Source organism: Candidatus Thermoplasmatota archaeon (assembly GCA_035540375.1).
Lineage (GTDB): Archaea > Thermoplasmatota > SW-10-69-26 > JACQPN01 > JAJPHT01 > DATLGO01.
This window is the reverse complement of record DATLGO010000078.1, coordinates 1-18418: the sequence shown is the minus strand read 5'-3', so window position 1 is coordinate 18418 and position 18418 is coordinate 1. Positions and strand designations below refer to the sequence as shown.

General features: G+C 71.3%; 13 protein-coding genes and 2 tRNA genes. 4 read left to right on the top strand and 11 right to left on the bottom strand.

Annotation, left to right across the window (positions count from 1 at the left end; translation table 11 throughout):
• Positions 1–301: 301 nt before the first annotated feature.
• Both VM889_09430 and VM889_09425 read right to left on the bottom strand, forming a co-directional pair.
• Positions 302–1636 (bottom strand): sialidase family protein, encoded by a 1335-nt coding sequence (locus VM889_09430; protein ID HVL48764.1) that lies wholly within the window; start codon positions 1634–1636, stop codon positions 302–304.
• 98 nt (positions 1637–1734) lie between these two features.
• Entirely contained in the window at positions 1735–7743 is a 6009-nt protein-coding gene (locus tag VM889_09425) for a hypothetical protein (GenBank protein HVL48763.1), read from the bottom strand.
• Between the two features lie 151 nt (positions 7744–7894).
• Here VM889_09425 and VM889_09420 point away from each other — a divergent pair, with 151 nt between their 5' ends.
• Positions 7895–8110 (top strand): DUF2945 domain-containing protein, encoded by a 216-nt coding sequence (locus VM889_09420; GenBank protein HVL48762.1) that lies wholly within the window; start codon positions 7895–7897, stop codon positions 8108–8110.
• Positions 8110–8445, top strand: a complete 336-nt coding sequence (locus VM889_09415; GenBank protein HVL48761.1) for a DUF3140 domain-containing protein — start codon at positions 8110–8112, stop codon at positions 8443–8445. Before VM889_09420 ends, VM889_09415 begins: the two co-directional genes overlap by 1 nt.
• A gap of 1 nt (position 8446) precedes the next feature.
• Here VM889_09415 and VM889_09410 read toward each other — a convergent pair whose 3' ends face one another.
• The 7 genes from VM889_09410 to VM889_09380 all read right to left on the bottom strand — a co-directional run bounded on the left by VM889_09410 (position 8447) and on the right by VM889_09380 (position 13962).
• Positions 8447–9184, bottom strand: a complete 738-nt coding sequence (locus VM889_09410) for a matrixin family metalloprotease (GenBank protein HVL48760.1) — start codon at positions 9182–9184, stop codon at positions 8447–8449.
• A 106-nt stretch (positions 9185–9290) separates the two neighbouring features.
• Positions 9291–9362 (bottom strand) — tRNA-Ala (locus VM889_09405).
• A gap of 58 nt (positions 9363–9420) precedes the next feature.
• Positions 9421–9493 (bottom strand) — tRNA-Val (locus tag VM889_09400).
• Between the two features lie 105 nt (positions 9494–9598).
• Complete coding sequence (locus VM889_09395; GenBank protein HVL48759.1) at positions 9599–11158, bottom strand: hypothetical protein; 1560 nt, start codon at positions 11156–11158, stop codon at positions 9599–9601.
• A 10-nt stretch (positions 11159–11168) separates the two neighbouring features.
• Positions 11169–11366 carry a 50S ribosomal protein L37e gene (locus VM889_09390; protein HVL48758.1) on the bottom strand — a complete coding sequence of 66 codons (198 nt, stop codon included), beginning with the start codon at positions 11364–11366 and terminating at the stop codon, positions 11169–11171.
• 45 nt (positions 11367–11411) lie between these two features.
• Positions 11412–13481, bottom strand: coding sequence for a DEAD/DEAH box helicase (locus VM889_09385; protein ID HVL48757.1), 2070 nt, complete (start codon positions 13479–13481; stop codon positions 11412–11414).
• Positions 13482–13521: 40 nt separating this feature from the next.
• The gene (locus VM889_09380) at positions 13522–13962 is read right to left on the bottom strand and encodes a GNAT family N-acetyltransferase (protein HVL48756.1); all 441 of its coding nucleotides are present in this window, start codon (positions 13960–13962) and stop codon (positions 13522–13524) included.
• A 101-nt stretch (positions 13963–14063) separates the two neighbouring features.
• Here VM889_09380 and VM889_09375 point away from each other — a divergent pair, with 101 nt between their 5' ends.
• Entirely contained in the window at positions 14064–14465 is a 402-nt protein-coding gene (locus VM889_09375) for a UPF0146 family protein (protein ID HVL48755.1), read from the top strand.
• A 102-nt stretch (positions 14466–14567) separates the two neighbouring features.
• A complete protein-coding gene (locus VM889_09370) occupies positions 14568–16733 on the top strand; it encodes a S8 family serine peptidase (GenBank protein HVL48754.1) in 2166 nt (721 codons plus the stop codon).
• Here the strand turns inward: VM889_09370 and serB are convergent.
• Positions 16717–17934, bottom strand: a complete 1218-nt coding sequence (gene serB / locus VM889_09365; GenBank protein HVL48753.1) for a phosphoserine phosphatase SerB — start codon at positions 17932–17934, stop codon at positions 16717–16719. The two genes, VM889_09370 and serB, sit on opposite strands and share 17 nt — an antisense overlap.
• Positions 17935–17996: 62 nt before the next feature.
• The coding region (locus VM889_09360) for a hypothetical protein (protein ID HVL48752.1) at positions 17997–18418 on the bottom strand (422 nt) is incomplete at its 5' end.

Genomic DNA, 18418 nt, shown 5'->3' with positions numbered 1-18418 from the left:
CCCGACCGCCGGTACTTCGACTGCGAGGGCGCGCGGAGGGCGTCTCGCCGGGCCGGGTCGACCCGTACAACCAGGCCGTCGACGGGCAGGGCCTCGACCTCACGGGCGCGCCCGCGGCGTCTGCGACCTGGCGAGCGTCGCGAACCCCAACGGCGTCTTCGTGGAGACCGACGTCTCGAACAACCACGCGTGGGCGAGCTTCCGTCTCGATCGGCCCGCCCACGGCCGCCCGTCGATCGCGATGCTCGCGCGATCCCCCTGCGAGGGCGCGCTTTGCGGCGACGGCGCGCCGAACCGCGGATCAGGGCGCCGCGAGCGCCTCGCGCGCGTGGATCGCGAACGCGCTCGGCCGCTTCCACATCGTGGACGCGAACACGAGGTGGGCCTCGCCCTCGGGCCCGAACGCGACCCAGGGGTAGTCGAGCAGGCGTCGATCGTCCTTCCCACGGCACGCGGGGCCCTTCGCGCAGATGTTGCCCTCGTGCACGGGGTCGGCCGTCACGCGCGTCCTCGCGACCGCGGGGGCCTCGCCGTGCGCGCCCGCGACGCGCGCCGCGACGACGTGCCACGGCGCGTCGACCCGGGACGCGAGGCCTTCGGCGTCGGCCTCGTACCACACGAGCGTCGCTTCGCCATCCCCGCGCGCGGCGATCCACGGCAACGCCTGCGTGCCGTTCGCGCTCACCTCGAACGGCGCGCTCCACGAGCGGCCGCCGTCCGCGCTCGAGGCCGTGAACACGCGCGAGACGTTCCCCGCGGCCTGCGCCCACGCGAAGTGGAGGACGCCCCGCCCGTCGGCGGCGAGGCTCAGGACCGCGCCAGCGAGCTCGCTCGTGAGGGCGAACATCTCGCGGCGCTCCCACGTCCTCCCTTCGTCCTCGCTCGCGATCAGGTACCATTGCCCGCGCTCGTAGCGCGGCGGGTCCGCGGCATCGACGTAGCGGGGCACGTAGAGGGAGCCGTTCGCGACGACGAGATTGCCCTGGCCCGCGAAGTTCGGAATGGGGTCGATCTGCCGCGGGGCGCTCCACGTGAGCCCGCGGTCGTCGGAGCGGAAGTACCAGAGGCCTTCGTTCGGGTTCGCCGGGACCTGCGGCACGAGGTAGGAGGGCGGGAGCGCCTCGTACACGACGTGCAGCGTCGCGGCGCCCTCGGGCACGATCCAGCTGCGGTGCATCGCGACCGGGAACTTGGGCGCGGGAAGCGGGATCCACGATTCGCCGAGGTCGTCCGAGCGGAAGAGCTGGAACGTCGTCGCGCCCGAGTTCTGCGCGTACACGCGGTCGCCGTTCCCGACCGCGACGAAGCCGTCCACGGAACCCTGCTCGCCGAGGCCTTCCGGCGTCACGTCCATCCACGTCGCGCCGCCGTCCCTGGAACGGAACACCTTGTTCACGGCGAGGAGGCCGCCCTCGACGAAGCCGACGCCCTCGACGAAGAGCGTTCCGTCGGAGGCGACGGCGACGACGGGCTCGGACCCGGGCCACTCCTTCGAGACGGCGACCGCGGGGTGGAACGCGAAAGGGGCGACGGGCGTCCCGACGAGGTCGGCGCGGGACGCGTCGCGGGCGGGGACGCCGCCGAGGCAGCCGGCGAGAACGACCGCGACCGCGAGCGCAGCGGCAGGGACTCTCATGAGCCGGGGAGGACCGGATCCGCACTTGGAACTTCGCGCACCCGCGGCTGCGGCGGGGCGACGACCGCGCCGGGCCGACGCGGAGGCCGAGACTGCGATCAAGGCGTCCTCGGTTCGAGCGCGATCGCGTGGATCTGCACCGAATTCGTATGGCGTTCCGCGAAGTATCCGACGCCGTGCGTCCAGCTGGAAAGCGGAACGAGCTTGCCCTGCGTCTTGAGCGGGATGGTCGTGAAGGTGCTCACCTTGCGGCCGACCAGGTCGACGCTCGCGACGCGCGCCGTCTCTCCGTCGGAACCCACGAGGTAGAGGTCGCCTACGCGGTCCGAGAAGACCGTGACGTCGCGCACCTTGTCCCAACCCCTCTCGAACCCTACGGAAAGCGACGTGCTCGCGGCCCCTGTAATCGTGACGCGATGGACCGACATGAGGGACCCTTTCCGGCTGAGCACGTACTGAGAACCCTGATGCTCGAACGGCACGAATTGCTCCCATCCGGCTCCGATGTCGACCGTCGAGACGCGCGGGGCCGAATAGCCCTGCTGCAGCGGCAGACCGTACGCGACGCCATCGACGGCCCAGTGGCTGCCGAGGGGGAAGAAGTTGATCGCGAGCTTCACCCAACGGAAGACGCTCTCGGCCTTCTTCGTGGCCGCAGCGGACTTCATCGTCTTCGTGAGCGAGTTCTCGTAGACGCCCTGAGCGACGTAGAGCAACGCGGCCTTCCCCACGAGCGCGCCGCCGTAAGCCCACCAGGGTACGTAGAATGTGAGGACGGAGGCGAGCGAACCTGTGAAGAGGATCGATTCGTAGACGGTCACGCGGTCGAGGTTGACGATGTCCGCCCTGCCGGTCTCGCGGTCGTAGCCGAGGTAGGCACCGATGCGCCTGAGCGGCACCGCCTCTTCGAGACCCATCTTCGTGTTCATGAGCTCGAGGCTCGGCGCGGCTTCGAACTCCATCGTGTAGATCTGGTAGACGCCCAACGCGGTCCCGACGACCGACGGCATGTCGGCGCGCCAGCCGACCGCGTAGGAGATCCAGTCGAAGATGACCGAGAACGGCTCGAATCGGATGTGGGGACGGAACGGGAGGAGCGCCCCCTTCGTGCCGGTGATCGCGCCGAGCGTGTCGACGAGCGGGCCTTCGCGCGCGGGGCCGTTCAGCATGAAGCGTCCGCTCGATGGTTCGATGAACAGGATGAAGTCGCGGCACGTCGCGGGATCCCATCGACCCGCGCCGATGCCCATGAGGCCGCGGCAGTCCACGTCCGGGACGGGGATGATCGCGGTCGGCGGCGTCACGAGCGGGACTTCGCTCCCGTCCAACGGGGGGTAAAGGAGGATCGGCGGCGGAGGCAGGTCGACGCGGTACGGTCGGGCGGCCCCGTTCTCGCCGGGCGCGGCGTCGTACGGAATCATGCGCGCCGGTGGACAGGGGGCAGACCCGCAGGCGGAGACGTGGAGGAACCAGGGTCGCTCGCCGCCGCCGGGCGTGCTGACGAGCGGCTGCTTCGAGCTGAAGCCATCGAGCTCGATGAGCGACGTGGCCTTGGCCGTCGCCTTGCTCCTGTCGAGTTCGGGAATCGCCGCTTCGTGCGTCGCCATGACCCACCACGTCGAGCGCGTCGCGGCCTCGTCGAGCCATGGGACGAGTCGCTGGTCCGAGGCGCCGAGATAGTTGCCGGTCGCGACGTTCAGGAGCGCAACGCGGCTCTTGCTCCAAAGCGGCGCGGAGGGACTCCAATGGACGGGGTCGACGACGATCCAGGTCTCCTCGGCCCGAGGCGTGCCCTTGCGGAGCGTGGCGTCGGCCGAGAGGTAGGTTTCCGACGCTCCCGTGGAACGGAGATGGACGCGGTCGCCGTACTCGAGGAAGAGAAGGGAGGACGGCGCGTGGGCGGAGACGATCGCGAACGAGAGGGCGGACCCCTTGTCTTTCGTGAAGCGCTGACCGGAGGCGATGAACGCGCCCTCGCGGTCGTTCACGAGGACGACGCCTTCGCCGCTCACGAGCGGCACGGTGCCGGGGCGCCCGAGATCGATGACCTTCCAGCGCGTCTGGACGGGGTGACCCGGGTCGGCGCGAAGGCTCTCGTGGAGATAACGCGTGCGTTGGAAGCTCGTGCCGTCCGAGTCCTGCTCGACGAGCCGGAACATGGCTTCGCCGCCGCTTTCGACCGGCATGAGGGCCGTGCCCCATGGGTTCTCCACGACCCAGCTGACGCGGCCCTGCGGGCCCGTGCCGTCGAGCTTCCAGTTGAGCTTCGACTTGTCGGCCGTGTCCGCGCCGAGCCAGGTGGAGCCGGCCTCGGGCGCGATGCCGATCACGTCCTCGAAGAAGAGGCGCGCCCGGTTGCCGGGCTCCGAGCGGAGGATCGGGACCCACTGCTCGTCGATGCCCTGGGCACTCTTCAGCGTGACCGCGCCCCCGGCCGCGCGCGAAAGGTTCCCGCCCCCGAGGTGCTCGAGGACGATGACGTTGCGCATCTGGACGGGCTTCGCGTTGCTTTCGAGGCCCATCGGCGGGAGGAAGCTCCAGCGCTCGTAGAAACTGCCGACGCCGTCCATGCGCGCGTCGACCGTGCCGAAGCGGCCCTTGTGGTGCGAATCCCAGAAGCCGCGCAGGAGCCACGCGCCCTGCGGTTCGGGCGAGGTGCGGATCTGGAACCGGTCGCCGGGCTTCACGGGCCGGACGCTCGCGGGGTTCTCGGGGTCGACGAGCGTCCATGCGTATGGCGTCGTCGTGGCGGCATCCACCTTTGCGCCCTGGGTGTTGTGGCTCGTCGGGGCGGAGGCCGGCGCCTGCGCGGAGAGGTACGTGCCATGCCTCGACTTGAGCGCGATGGGGTCGCGCAGGCGCAGGACGCCGTCGGCCGACGCCGCGCCCACGGGCTCGAGGATCCAGTTCTCCCACGAATGCGTCCCGGCGCCCTCCGCGACGACCTTGTACGACTGGAACGTGTCCGTCGCGACGAGGCCGAAGCCGTTGTCGTTCATGACGCGCACCGTGTCGCCGTAGTGCAGCGCCTGCTGGGGCACGGCCCCCGCGAGGAGCCGGATGGACACGCCGTCGATGCGACCGCCGTCGGGACTCCGGAGATTCACGACATCGCCGTCGCGGACGTAGCCCGAGCCAGGAAAGTCTCGGCTGTAGAGGCGCCAGCCGTCCGGAACGATGGAGACGGAGTCGACGGCCTTCGCGCCGCCGGGCGCGCCGACGAGGCGCGCGCCCTTCGCGTCGAGGATGTCCACGCGATCGCCGTAGCGGAACGGCGCGCGGGGGTCGACGTTCACCGCGGCCTCGAGGCGGAAGGCGTCACGCGTGCCGGGCACGTGCGAGACGCCGCCCGCCGCGACGCGCAGGGCCCCGCGGCCTTCGGTCTCGAACGCGACGAGCGCGCCCGGCGAAATCGTCGCGCCGCGCTCGGAGGCGGGAACGCCTTCGATGACAAACGTTCCGAGCGGCTTCGCCTCGCCGTGTCCGCCGAAGGCCTTGCTGTCGTGGTCGTCGAGGATGCGGATGGTGCTGCCGTAGGTGACCTCGCCCGCGCCGTCGAGCCGGAAGCGGACGATGCGGTTCTCGTCGAAGCTCTCGGGATTGCGCCCGGGCGAGGGGATGCTCGCGCGCGTGAGGCCGTCCTTCGTTGTGCAACCCGCAAGCGTCACGCCGCAGTAGGCCGTCTCGACGAAGCGTCCGTGCATCGTGCGGAGGAACACGACCTGGCCGTTGTTGACGTTCTTGCGGTGCGTCGTCCCCTTCTCGTCCACGAGAACGAACGTCGACCAGGGCGACTCGCGCGTCCCATCGCGCTTCACGCCGAAGTCAGAGGCTCTGTCGAGGGCTTCGAGGTAGCGCGTCGTGCCCGTTGCGCGCAGCTTCACCGGGTCGCCGTACCGGACTTGGCCCGTCGTCGGCGGGTCGGCGGGCGCGAGCGCGGGGGCCTCGAGCGTCCAGCGGACACTTGCGCGGTTCGAGGTCGTCGTCAGCTTCGTCGCCCCCGCTTCGACGTGGATCGCGAGGCCGCGGCTCGGCTTCTCGATCACGATGCCGAGACCCGGCTTGATCGGAACGCGCGTTTCGCGTGGGCCGCCCGCGATGTTGATCGCGAAGGTCGAATCGCCGCCGGCATCCGTCGCCGTGAATTCGATCCGATTTCCGGCCATCGTGAGGTAGCGGCCCAGACCGTCCTGGATGACCACGTGGTCGCCCGTCCATAGCGCGCCGCCGTGGTCGGGGTCGGCGCGGAGACGGATGAAGAATCCCGACTGGGGGTCGTCGCGGGCGGCCGTCGCGGCGTGCGGCACGTCGGTTGTGAGCGCGGTCCACTGCGCGAGACCATATCCCGTCGAGAGGACGACGTCGTCCCGGGCGCGAATGGCGCCCGTCGCGTCGGGCACGCCCGAGGCGACGCCGTCTTCGACGACGCCCACGCTGTACGTCTCGTACGCGGACGCATCCTCGTTGCGCACGCCGCCGACGTCGAAATGATTCGCGTCCCGCTGCGCTGCGAATGCGGCGAAGCCATTCTCGCCCTTGAGCATCACGCGGTCGCCCGCGCCGATGACGGCCGCACTCGAGAGGTCCGAGGGGTGGGCGAGCGTCCACAGGACGTCACGCCAGTTGTGGAGACCGAGTTCGAGACTCCGGTTCACGGGGTCCATCCCGATGAACGCCCCGAGGCTGCGCGCCACCATCACGCGGTCGCCGTAGCGCAGCGGGCCCGTGAACGTCGGCTGCCCGACGCGCCACACGAAGAAGTCCGTGCTCATCGGCGACCCGTCGTCCACGTCGACGAGCGTCGCGTTCTCGCCCGTGCCGAGCGCGAGGAAGCGACCGAAGTGCGTGAGAAGCCGCATGGAGGACCCGCCGCGCAGGTGTTCGCCCTTGGGGCGGTCCTCCTCGATGGGCGAGAACAGGCGCCACGTCTCGTACTCGTAAGGGACGCGGGCGCGGGCGCTCACGCGCTCCTTGTCGGATTCGGCGTTCAGGTAGAATCCGGTCGCCTCGTTGCGAAGGGCGACGCTGTCCGTGAGGCGCACGGCGTCGCGCGAGGCGCGGTCCAGCGGGTTCACGAGGGTCCACCGTTCCGTCCCGTTCGCGAGCGCGCGCGGCTGCATCGCGAGGCGCCCGTCCCGGTGGCCCGCAAGCTGCAGTTCGCCCTCGGGCCCGTCGAGCGCGATCGCGCGATAGTCGAACGTCACGACATCGCCGAAGCGGAACCGGCCGGTCCCGTTCGCGCGCTCCATCGTCCAGCGCCAGCCGTCCGCCGGATGGTTCCCCTGGACGACGGTCGACCCGCGCGTCGGGTCCGTCGCGAAGCGCAGGTAGGTGCCGAACCAGCTCTTGAGCTCGACCTGCGCCTCCGGCGCGGCGGGCACGCCTTCGCCCGTCGGCGACGGCGGCGCGGCGGCGCTTCCCGCGAGGTCGAGCTTCACGTTCGCCATCGCGGCAGGCTTCGGGATCCAGTACGCATCGAAGGACGGGAGCGCGTCGACGACGATTCCGCCCGCCGAGGCGAGCGTGAGGTAGGCGCCGTCGAGCGCGCTCGCAAGCGCGATCGGCTGCGACGGTACGACGAGCGAGCCCGAGAGGTTGTACACGTGCGACACGACCCATCGGTCCGAGGTGGCGGCCCCCGCGGCCGCGGCGCCCCCGCCCGCGAGGACGTCGAGCGCGAGCCGCGCGACGCCGTCGACGATCTCGACCGGGACCGCGAGCACGTCGTCGCGGCCGTCCACGCGCACGAGGCGCCGTCCGTCGAGGCCCGTCACCACGACCTCGTCGCCGTAGCGCATGACGGGATAGTCGCGGTTCTCCTCCTCCCATCCGAGCGGCTTCGCGAGCGTCACGACCTGGAGCGCGGCGAGGTCGGCCGCGCCCACCGGTCCGACGGACACCGGCCCCGCGCCGGCGGCGGGGAGCGTGAGGAGCCCGCCCGCGAAGGCCGCGAGATTCACGGTCATGCCGACCGAGGTCGCAACGGCGGTCGCCTCGAAGGGGTCGAGAGGCGGAAGGCCGCCGAGCGGGACGTCGCCGGCGCCGAGGAGCGGCGGGCCCGTCACCGTCGGCGACACGCAGCCGGAGAGCAGGAAGATCAACGTCACGAGATACGCAAACGCTCGCCCGCTCGCCCGCACCCGGGACTAACACCCTGGATGATATAAAATTCAGCGAAAAACAGGGGGTCTCCAGGGTGCGCGCGGGGGTCGCCCTTCGGCCACAACCCTGACGCCGCGCGCCTTCCGAATCCGCCGCATGAGCGCCAAGGAATGGAAAGTCGGCGACCACGTGGCGTGGGACCACGCCCAGGGCACGAGCGAGGGCCGCATCGTGCGCATCGCGAAGGAGCCGGGAACGATCGAGGATTTCCGGTACGTCGCGAGCGAGGACGACCCCCGCTACATCGTGGAGAGCGGATCGACGGGCGCGCGCGCGGCGCACAAGGGCGAGGAGCTCCGGGAGGCCGACTGATGGACGACGGCGAGAAGAAGGAGATCCGGAAGGATTTCCGCGAGGCCGTGAACATGAGCCCGTCGGACCTCGAAGCGTGGCTTCAAACGGAGGAATCGAAAAGCGTGGGCGCGAAGGACGCGCCGGGCGCGGAAAGCGTCGGCCACGCGTCGGGACGCCGCATCATCGACATCCTGCGCAAGACGAAGGACGACTACACGGACGACGACTACGCGCACATGCGGAAGGTCGTCGGGTACGTGCATCGCCACATGGCGCAGAGGCCCGAGGGGGACGTGACGGACACAGACTGGCGGTTCAGTCTCATGAACTGGGGACGGGATCCGACGGGGTGAGTCAGCGGCGAGGGCGTTCAGCCATCGATCGCTCGGCTTCTACGAGCATGCGTTCGATGCGACGCTGGGCTCGGTTGTCCTGAATCCTGTGCACGAGGAACAGCGCGCCCATGATCGCCGCGACCGCGCCAACCGCGTAACCCATCCACTTTACGACTTCCGCGTGGGGAAGGAGCGAGTCCGGAGAATCAGCATAGCGGTGGGTATCGCTTTCGGGATACATGACGTCCAACGGATCGTCCGAGTGGGGAAGGCCGAGGGCGTGGCCGAACTCGTGGATGGCGGTGTCGCGCATGGCATCATAGCTGCGGTGGCGAACCTCAAGGACCGCAGTGCCAGGCGGCACTTCTTGGTAGAGTGCAAGCCGAACGATTCCGCGATGGCTGCGGTTAACGCCATATCCGCCGCATCCGACACCGATTTCGAGTCCGCAGTGCAGGGTTGCGGCGGGATCGAATCGAACGACGAGGTCAGATTCGTTCAGTGACGGCGACAGACTGAACGTCACGTTCCAGCGGATCGCGCCGTTCCCTCCGTTTTCCCAGTAGGCCATGGCCTCACGGACGGTGTCGAGGTAAGTTCGGGTCTTCGCGGTCAGGTTCCCTTCGTCGAGCCAAACCCGGATCGGCGTCCGGTCATACGGATTATAAGCGCCATTCGGCCAAACGGGTTCATCGGATTCCGCGACGGCGCTGGGCCAGGCAAGGAAAACAAGGAGGGCCGCGAGGAGCCGCCGCATGGGGGAACGATATCAAAATTGCGGGCGGGGGCCTTCAATGCTTTCCTCCCCGCAGGCGCGATCTGGAATTCGAATCGGAAAAGGAGGATCGCGCAGGTGTGCGAAGTGGACGCGGCGAGATTTGAACTCGCGGCCTCTCCCATGCCAAGGGAGCGATCTACCGCTGATCTACGCGCCCGAACGCGGCTGATCGGTCACGCGACGGCGACCGATTTCGACCCCCTCGCGGAGGCCAGTGGGCTTGGGCGGATTCGAACCGCCGACCACCTCCATGTCAAGGAGGTATCATAACCACTAGACCACAAGCCCGGTGTGGATTTTCCGCAGGACCGGGGGGTCCTGGGGCAAGCGACGATGGCATTTCCCCTATTTCAAGGGCACGGTGAGCCCCGCGCGGGCGGCGCGCGCCCGGCGTCACCGCACCGGCTCGAACGTCTCGATGACGCCCGCGCGGCGCGAGAGCTCCGCGAGGGCCCGGTGGTAATTCTCGGGCGGGCCCTCGAGGAGGTCGCGCGCGGGTTCGAGGACGAAGTTCGCGCCGTCCTCGTCGAGGCCGCTGAAGCGCCACGCCTGCGTCTGGGCGGCGCCGAGCGCCTTGAGGAACGCGAGGGCGACCGCGCGCTCCTTCGCGGGGCGGTCGCCTGCGAGAAAACGCAGGAGGTCGTCGCGGCCCTTCGCGCGGTAGAGGCGCGCGGCCTTGTCCGCGAAGGCGGGAAGCGGCGGGAGCGCGGCGTAGCGCGGGAGCGCGGCTTCGACGCGGGCGCGGCCCGCGAGCGCGTCGGCGCGGCGCAGGACGTCGGGGATCTCCGCCGCGGTGGATTCCGCGCGGTGGAGCTTCGCGGCCTCTTCGCCGCCGATGGCCGCGAGCGCGGCGCGGCCGCGCTCGGGCCAGACGGCCTCGAGGACGCGCGCGACGCTCGGACGGTCGAGGACGACGACGGGCTTCGTGTGGTCGTCGAGCGCGGCGGCGAGCGCGTGGCGCTCGAGGGGCGTCGCGTCCAGCGCGGTCGCAAGCGCGTCGACGTCGCGGCCGTAGTCGGTGCGGCCCGCGACGATCCTGAGCCCGGACCCGGCTTCGAGCGTCGCCGCGAGGCGCGAGCGCGCGTCGGCGAGGAACGCCGCGTCGTTGAGGCCCAGCTTCAGGTAGCGCTCCTCGACGTCGCGCGGCGTCGAGGCGGCGGGCGCGGCGTCCCCTGCGCGCGCGCCGGCTTTCGCGAGGGGCGCGAGACGGACCTCGGCGCGCCAGTCCTTCCAGGGCGAAGGCATGGAGACGTGGACGTACACCTCGGCGAGGCTGTTCCCCTCGTCGTCGAGGCAGTCCTCGCAGAGCTCGATCGCGACGCCCGCGCTCTTCCAGGTGAGGACGACGAGGTCGCGGTCGCCCGCGGCCGCGTGCGGGCAGCGCGCGAGCGCGGGGTTCGCGGCGTCCCGGCGGGCGCCGAGGGCGTCGAGCTTCTCGTCCACGAAGGCGGCGGGCGGGCGCGGCTTCGCGCCCGTGCAGACGAGGCCATCCTCGAGGCTGTACACGTGGAGCCCGCGCCGCTTCACGTACGGGAAGACGGAGAGGAGGCGCAGCTCGCGGTCCGTGTGGTGCTGGAGGCCCGCGAGGACGTGCGGCGTGGCCTTGCCGCGCAGCGCGTAGCTCACGACGGTGCCCGTGGGCAGCTTGAGGTTCGCGAGGTACGCGAGCTTCGTCTCGGAGGCGACGAGGAGCGTGGCCGCGTAGCCGCGCGCGATGCGGTTCCCTTCGCGTCGCGCGGCCTTCTGGAGCTTCGCCGCGTCCTCGCGGTGCGCGTGGATGCGGCGGACGGCCTTCTCGGCGGCCTTGATGGGGGAGAAGAGGACGCAGCCGCCCTCGCAGCGGGGGACGGCGCGTTCGGGGTGGTCGAGGAGGGCGCGGGCGTGGGCGAGGATGACCGCCTCTTCGGCGCGGCCGGCGGAGCGGATGGAGCTCCGTCGGGCCTTCCTCGCCATCGCCACCGCCTTAGTGGACCTTCGGCGACTGCTTGCGGCGCGCCTTGGCCTTGTGGCTCACCGCGCGCACCATGCGCTTCGCGCTCTTGCCGAAGCCGCAGGCGGCGCAGTAGCGCTTGGAGGCGTGGAAGCTGTGGCGACCACAGCGGCGGCAGCGCACATGCGTCTTGGAGTTGCGCTTGCCGAGTGACGGGGTACCCTTGGACATGGAGAACGATCTCCCGGAACGGGCCGAAGAAGGGGCATGGCCTATTTATGGCTTGCCGTCGCCGGGAGCCGGTCTCGCGCGTGACCCCTTCGGGGCCGCCTGCCCGGACCCGTCGAAGGTCGCGGCGTCGGCGGCCTCCCGCGCCTCCGCGAGCTTGTCCGCGAGGAGCTTCAGGACCGCTTCCCGGTTGAGGACGTCCGAGGCGTCCGCGAGGACCAGGTTCTGGTCCGCCTCCTTGCGCAGCAGGATGTCGATCATCCGCTCGTCGATGGTGTCGGGCGTCACGAAGAACTCGACGAGCACCGGCCGGTCCTGCCCGATGCGGTGGACCCGGTCCATCGCCTGCGCGTGCGCGGCGGGGGTCCAGCCGAAGTGCACGAAGAGGACGTGTCGGGCGGCCGTGAGGTTGATGCCGATGCCGCCGGCCTCCATCTGGGCGAGGATCACCTGGTGCCTGCCCGCCTCGCCCAGGGTGCGCGCGATGGCCTGGCGCTCGCGCGGGGGCGTCTCGCCCGAGAGCATGCGGGCCTTGTCGCCGAGCGCCTCGGCGAGCTTCCGCAGGGGCTCGAGGTAATGGCTGTACACCACGACGCGCTCGCCCGCTTCGAGAAGCTCCTCGACGCGTTCGAGCACGGCGGGCACGCGCGCCGTCGAGAGGTGCTGTCGGAGCGCGTGGAGCGCGGCGAACACGGCGACGTCGGTCCTGCGCTCGCGGATCGCCTCCTCGGCGCGCGTCTCGAGCCGCCGGTAGGCGACGAGGTCCTCCGGGGCGAGGTCGTGCCGCCGCACCGAGATGGTGCGCGGCGGCAGCTCGGCGAGGACCTCCTCCTTGCGACGGCGGAGCACGACGTCGGCGGTCGCGCGCTGGATGAAGTCCGCGGTGGCTTTGCGGACCTGCGGATACTTGTTGAAGAGGTCGGGGTCGACGACCCACGTCTCCTGGAAGCTCGCGCGCGACGTCCACCGGAGCGCGTCGACGTGGCGCAGAAGCTCGTAGAAATCGGCGATGCCGTTGACGAGCGGCGTGCCGGTGAGAAGGATGCGGCGCGTCTGGGGGAGGGCGCGCGCGAGCTGGGCGCGCTGCGTCTCGGGATTGCGCACGAGATGGGCCTCGTCGAGGATGAGCACCGCGCGGTCGGCCGGGTCCACGAGGTCGTCGGGAAGCGTGCGCATCGAATCGTACGAGGTGATGACGAAGCGCGCGTCGCGCGGCCCTATCGCGCGTCGCTCGTGCCAGACGCACGCCATCTCGCCCGTGAAGCGGACGACCTCCTCCGCCCAGTTGTAGAGCACGTTCGCGGGTCCGACGACGAGCGCGCGCTCGTTCGCGGCCGCGACGGCGGCGATCGCCATCACCGTCTTCCCGAGACCCATCTCGTCCGCGAGGACTGCGTTGAGGTTGCGCGAGAGGAGGAACTTGACGCCGTCCTCCTGGTAGTGCCGCAGGTGCCCGCGGAAGCGCGGAAGCTCCGCCGGAAGCTCGACCGTCGGCGTCGGACGGCGCGCAAGCGGCTCGAGCCGGCGCGCGGCGTCGCGCAAGCTCCTGAGCGTCTCGAACGCGCGCCACACGTCCTCGCTCGCGACGCCGACGACGAGCGACGAGAGTTCGCGCTTCTCGTCGGCTTTCGCGGCCGCCTGCCGGCGCTCGGCCTCGGCGCGCAACTTCTCGATCGCGGCGTCGAGCGTCGCGACGTCGCGCCGGGCCTCGGTCGCGAAACCCGGCCGTTCCGCCGCGAAGGTCGCGAGCTTCACGCGCGCGGCGCGCAGGACGGTCGCGGCCTGGAGGGGTTCCTCATGCTTCGCGAGGTCGAGGACGGTCGCGACGTCGACGGGACGCTCCGACTCGTACGCCTGGCGGGCGGATCCGCCGCCGACGACCGCCTCCCCGGCCTCGGGCTCGAGCCGCCAGCGGAGCATGCGGGCAGCCTTCTCGAGCTTCGGGAACATGTCCCGCGGGATCCAGCGCCGGAACTCGAGGGACGTGCGGCTCACGGCCTCGGACTGGGTCTGGACGCCCCAGCGCGCAAGCGTCTGCCAGAGGCGCGTCTCGTTCTCCACGCGGTCGCCGATCGCGACGTAGACGCGGTCGCCCTGGGCGCGGTACCGGAGGAGCACGCGGCCGCGAGGGCCGCCCTCCCTCATGAATCGAACGCCGTCAACCGACGATCTTGGACATCACGTAAGCGTCCTCGCCGTCCGCGTAATACCGGTCGATGACGCGTTTCCGCTCGAATCCGAGACTCTCGTAGAGGCGGATCGCGGGCTCGTTCGCGACCCGGACCTCGAGATTGATGCGCCGGATCCCGCTTCGCGCGAACCGCTCCTCGAAAAGGCGGCAGAGCCGCGACCCGACGCCGAGCTTGCGGTGGCGCGGGTCCACGGCAAGGATGAGGATGCGCGCTTCGTACGCCCGCTCGACGACGCCGAGGAGGAAACCGAGGATCCCGTTCGGGCCCTCGGCCACGATGAATCCGTCCGGATAGAGGTCTCCGAGCTGGAGGAAGAGCCCGCCGTCGTACGACTCCTGGAGGCTCGCGTTCGCGAGCCGCACGACGTCGAAGAGGTCCTCGTGCTCGAAGTTCCGGAAATGGATCATGAGCACGCCCTTGAGACGCCAAGCGGGCGAAAAACCTTGCCGGAATCCCCCGACGGCCGGGCCAGGCGCACGTTCTTCATCCCGGCCGCGCCTTGCCGCGCGTGACCCCGGACCCGCTCGACGCGCCCGTCCTCGTCGCCTTCCCCGGGGCGCGCCGCGTCGCGGAGGTCGCGGCGGGGCGGCGGTTCGATCTCGCGCTCGCCTTCGCCGAGCGCGGCGCGGACGTCCTCGTGACCGACGTCGATCCCGGCGTCCTCGAGGCTCCTTCGCCGCTTCGCGCGGCCCTCGACGACCTCGTCCGCCCCGACCGCGCGCTCTACGCGGGATCCGATCTCGTCGTCGCGCGCCGCCTCCCGGAGGAGCTGCAGCGCGCCGCCTGGGCGCTCGCGCGCGACCTCGGGGCGCCGCTCGCCTTCCGCCCGCTCAAGGACGAGGAAGGGGAATGGGGGCCCGCCCGCGTGCGGAGGCTCGCGGGCGGCTGGCGCGTGCTCGCGCGGTCTTGAGGGCGCGACCGCGGCCCGCCGCGCGAGGGCCGGCGCGGTCAGCCCGCGGCCGGCAACCTTTAAGAGGACCCGGACGAACGACCGCGGGCTGGAGCCTCGCGCTTGACCAGGGTCCGCCTTCTTCCCGTCCTCGCCCTCGCCGCGCTCCTTGCGGCCGCGCCTCTTGCGGCGGCGCTCGGCGCCTCGACCGCGGTCCTGCGCGTGCGCGGCCACGACGGCCTCGGCGTCGAGACGCATCTTCCCGCGATCACCGGCGCGGGCGTCACGGTGGCCGTGCTCGACACGGGGGTCGACGTCGAGCATCCCACCTTCGCGGGCGCGTTCCTCGCGGGCCTCGACGTCTCTTCCCCCTGCTCGAATCCCGTCTCCGATCCCGCCGGAACGGACGCGACCTGCTACGCGGCGCGCGACGTCTCGACCGCGCCCGACGACACGAACGGGCACGGCACGCACGTCGCGTCCATCCTTCTCGGTCGCGGCGACGCGGCGGGCGGCGTCCCGAAAGGCGTCGCGCCCGGCGCGAAGCTCGTCGTCGTGAAGATCGCGCCTTCGCTCGCTTCGCTCGAAAGCGGCGGGCTCCTGCGCGGCCTCAAATGGATCGAGGAGTTCAACGCGGGCCGCACGCGGTTCGGCCAACCGACCGGGGCCGAGCGCGTGCGCGTCGTCTCGGTGAGCTTCTCCACGCACGCCCCGGGCTCGACGAGCTCGCCCGAGGCCCAGGCGATCGACCGCCTCTCGGCGGCGGGCGTCGCGGTCGTCGTCGCCGCGGGGAACTGCGGCCCGGCGCCCTCGAGCGCCGACCGGCAGCTTTGCGGCGGGGACACGGGCTCGAACCGCGTCGGGAACCCGGGCATGGCCTGCGCCGCGATCACCGTGGGCGCGGTGGACGACGGCGGCTCGAAGGATCGCGCGGACGCGACGCTCGCGGGCTTCTCCTCGCGCGGGCCCGGCGGCGCCTCGACGTGCCCGGGGGCGATCAAGCCGGACGTGGTCGCGCCGGGCGTCGCGATCACGGGCGCGAGCCATGACGCCGTCCCGGGGGCCGCGCGCGGCGCGCGCGAATCCTCCGGCACGAGCCAGGCGACGCCGCACGTCGCGGGCATCCTCGCCCTCATGCTCCAGGCGAACGCTTCCCTCGCGCCCGCCGACCTCAAGCGCCTGCTCGCCTCGACGGCGACGCTGCCCGATGGTTCGCGCCCGCCGAATCCCCGCCCCGACTGGGGCCACGGCCTCGTCGACGCCTTCGCGGCGGTGCGGGCCGCGATGGGCGGCAACAAGCCGCCGCGCGTCTCGCTCGTCACGGACGCGGCGCACGGGTCCGTCCCCGTCGGCACGCGGGTCGTGTTCGACGCGAGCGGGTCCACGGACGACCTCGGCATCGCGTCCATCGCGTGGCGCTTCGACGACGGCGTCCGTGCGTCGGGTCCGCGCGCGAACCGCACGTTCGACACGCCGGGCGCGCGCTCGGTCGAGGTCGCGGTGACGGACCTCGAGGGGGCCGTCGCGCGCGCGAACGCCACCATCCGCGTCATCGCGCCCGACCGGACGACCGACGAGCCTCCCGTCGCGCGATTGACGTTCGAGCCCTCCGCCGTGGTCGTCGGCGAGCCGGTGGTCTTCGACGGCCGCGCCTCGACCGACGACGTCGGCGTCGTCGAGTGGTCCTGGGACGTCCACGACGACGGGACCGTCGACGCGCGCGGCGAACGCGTCCGTTGGACCGGATTCGGCGAGCCCTCCGTCGTCGTCGTGCGCCTCACGGTGCGCGACACGCTCGGTCAGGCCGCGACCGCCGTGGGGACGCTCCTCGTCGAGCGAGCCCCCGTCGAGGACCCCGCGCCCGCGACGCCGAGCGCGCCGCGCGACGCGACGCCGCCCACGCTTTCCATCGTCTCGCCCGAGGACGGCGCGCGCCGCCTCGAGGGCGAAATCCTCGTTTCGTGGCGCGCGGGCGACGACGCGGTCCGCGTCGTCGTGTGGCTCGACGACGTCGCCGTCCACGAGACGGACCGCGGCGGCGCGGGCCGCGTCGCGCTTCGCGCTTCGGCGGGACCGCACACGCTCCTTCTGAAGGCCTGGGATGAGGCCGGCAACGCGGCGATCGCGCGGGCCTCCTTCTCCGCGTACGCCGCCGAGCCGCTCGAGCCCGCGGACGCCGGCGAGCCGGACGTCGAGCCCGCGCCCGCGCCGAGGGGCGTGCCGGGCCCCGCGCTCCTTGCGATCGCGCTCGGACTCGCCGCGGCCGCGCGGCTCACGCGTCGCCGGTGAAGCGCTTCACGTCCGCGGTCGTTGCGCCGAGCGCGTAGAGGAGCCCGCGGATGTTGGACTTCGAGATCGACCCGTCCGCCGCGCGCTTGAGGATGTCCTTCGCGTTGAACGCGATTCCGAGGCCCGCGTTGCGGATCATGACCTGGTCGTTCGCGCCGTCGCCGATCGCGACGACCTCGTCCCGCGTGAGGCCTTCGAGCGCGGCGAGCTCGCGGAGGATCTCGCCCTTGCGCGCCATGTCAATGATGCCGCCCACGACCTCGCCCGTGACGACGCCGTCCTTGATCTCGAGCTCGTTCGCGAACGCGTGGTCGAAGCCGAGGTCGCGCTTCAGGCGATCCGTGAAGAACGTGAAACCGCCCGAGATGAGCGCGAGGCGGAAGCCCATCGCCTTGAGCGTCGTCACGAGGTCGAACGTGCCCGGCGTGAGCTTGAGAGAATCCGCGATGCGCTCGAGGTCCTCGACGCGCAGCCCCTTGAGGAGCCGCACGCGGGCCTTGAGCGCCTCCTGGAAGTCGATCTCGCCGCGCATCGCCTTCGCGGTGATCTCGGAGACGACGGACCCGACGCCCGCCGCGTGCGCGAGCTCGTCGATGACCTCCCCGTCGACGATCGTGGAGTCCATGTCGAAGACGACGAGCCGCTTGCGCGTGCGGAACATGCTGTCGGGCTGCACGACGGCGTCCACGCCGACGCGCTCGCACGTCGCGCGGAGGTCGTGACGCAGGCGCTCGAAGTCGACGCCGCGCACGTCCGCGAGGATGTCGAACGCCATGAAATCGCCGCGCGCGACGTGGTGCAGGCGCTCGATGTTCGCGCCCGCCTGCGCGAGCGTGGACGCGATCGCGTGCATGACGCCGGGCTTGTCGGACCCCACGATCGTGATGACGCGGAGGTCCTTGTCGACGCGGCTTGCGGCGGACTCGGGCCGCTCGACTTCGGCGCGCACGTCGAGGCCGAGGTCTCGGCCGCGCATGCTCAGCTCGTAGGCGAAGCGGTAGGCGTCGAGGCCCGGGGGCAGGTTCTCGGGCTCGACGAGCATGAACATGGAGAAGAGGCCCGCGATCGAGGACTGCTCGACGTGGACGATGTTGCCGCCGAGGTCGGTGACGGTCCCCGAGAGCGCGGCGATGAGGCCGCGCCGGTCGCGACCGATGGCCGAGACGGCGATGACCTCGCCCGGGCGCGCGCGGGGGTCCATGACGCACGCGGAACGGGCGGCGTCCTATATGGCGCTTTTCCAACGGCCGGGGGACGCGCGCCTCAGTACACGATCTTGATGTCGAGCGTGTAGCGGTAGAGGCCTTCCGGAAGGTCGGCCGCGCCCTCCTTCTGCGGGAGGATCGCGACGGTCCAGTCGCCGAGGTTGACGGCCTCCGCGGGCGAGATGTCGAGGGTGAGCGTCGTGCCCGCCGCGCCGCGGTGCTTCGCCGACTTGACGACCGTGTTGTTCTGGTCCTTGACCTCGAGCACGATGTTCGCGATGCCCGCGGCCGCGGGGTTGTTGTCGTACCCCGAGATGGCGAGCTTCACGGTGAAGGATTGGAAGGTGTTCGCCTCGACGGGCACGGACCAAGGCGTCCGGGCCTCGTTGCTGTTCTTCGAGACGGTCACGTTGACGTTCTGGGGCTTGGGGCCCGCCGGGGGGTTGCTGTTGTTGCCGCCCGTCGGCGAGGTCGGGGGCG

Excerpts from the sequence above, each read along its gene's own strand:
- VM889_09430 (HVL48764.1), bottom strand. The coding sequence starts at position 1,636 with ATGAGAGTCCCTGCCGCTGCGCTCGCGGTCGCGGTCGTTCTCGCCGGC.
- VM889_09420 (HVL48762.1), top strand. The coding sequence starts at position 7,895 with ATGAGCGCCAAGGAATGGAAAGTCGGCGACCACGTGGCGTGGGACCAC.
- VM889_09415 (HVL48761.1), top strand. The coding sequence starts at position 8,110 with ATGGACGACGGCGAGAAGAAGGAGATCCGGAAGGATTTCCGCGAGGCC.
- VM889_09410 (HVL48760.1), bottom strand. The coding sequence starts at position 9,184 with ATGCGGCGGCTCCTCGCGGCCCTCCTTGTTTTCCTTGCCTGGCCCAGC.
- VM889_09395 (HVL48759.1), bottom strand. The coding sequence starts at position 11,158 with ATGGCGAGGAAGGCCCGACGGAGCTCCATCCGCTCCGCCGGCCGCGCC.
- VM889_09390 (HVL48758.1), bottom strand. The coding sequence starts at position 11,366 with ATGTCCAAGGGTACCCCGTCACTCGGCAAGCGCAACTCCAAGACGCAT.
- VM889_09380 (HVL48756.1), bottom strand. The coding sequence starts at position 13,962 with ATGATCCATTTCCGGAACTTCGAGCACGAGGACCTCTTCGACGTCGTG.
- serB (HVL48753.1), bottom strand. The coding sequence starts at position 17,934 with ATGGACCCCCGCGCGCGCCCGGGCGAGGTCATCGCCGTCTCGGCCATC.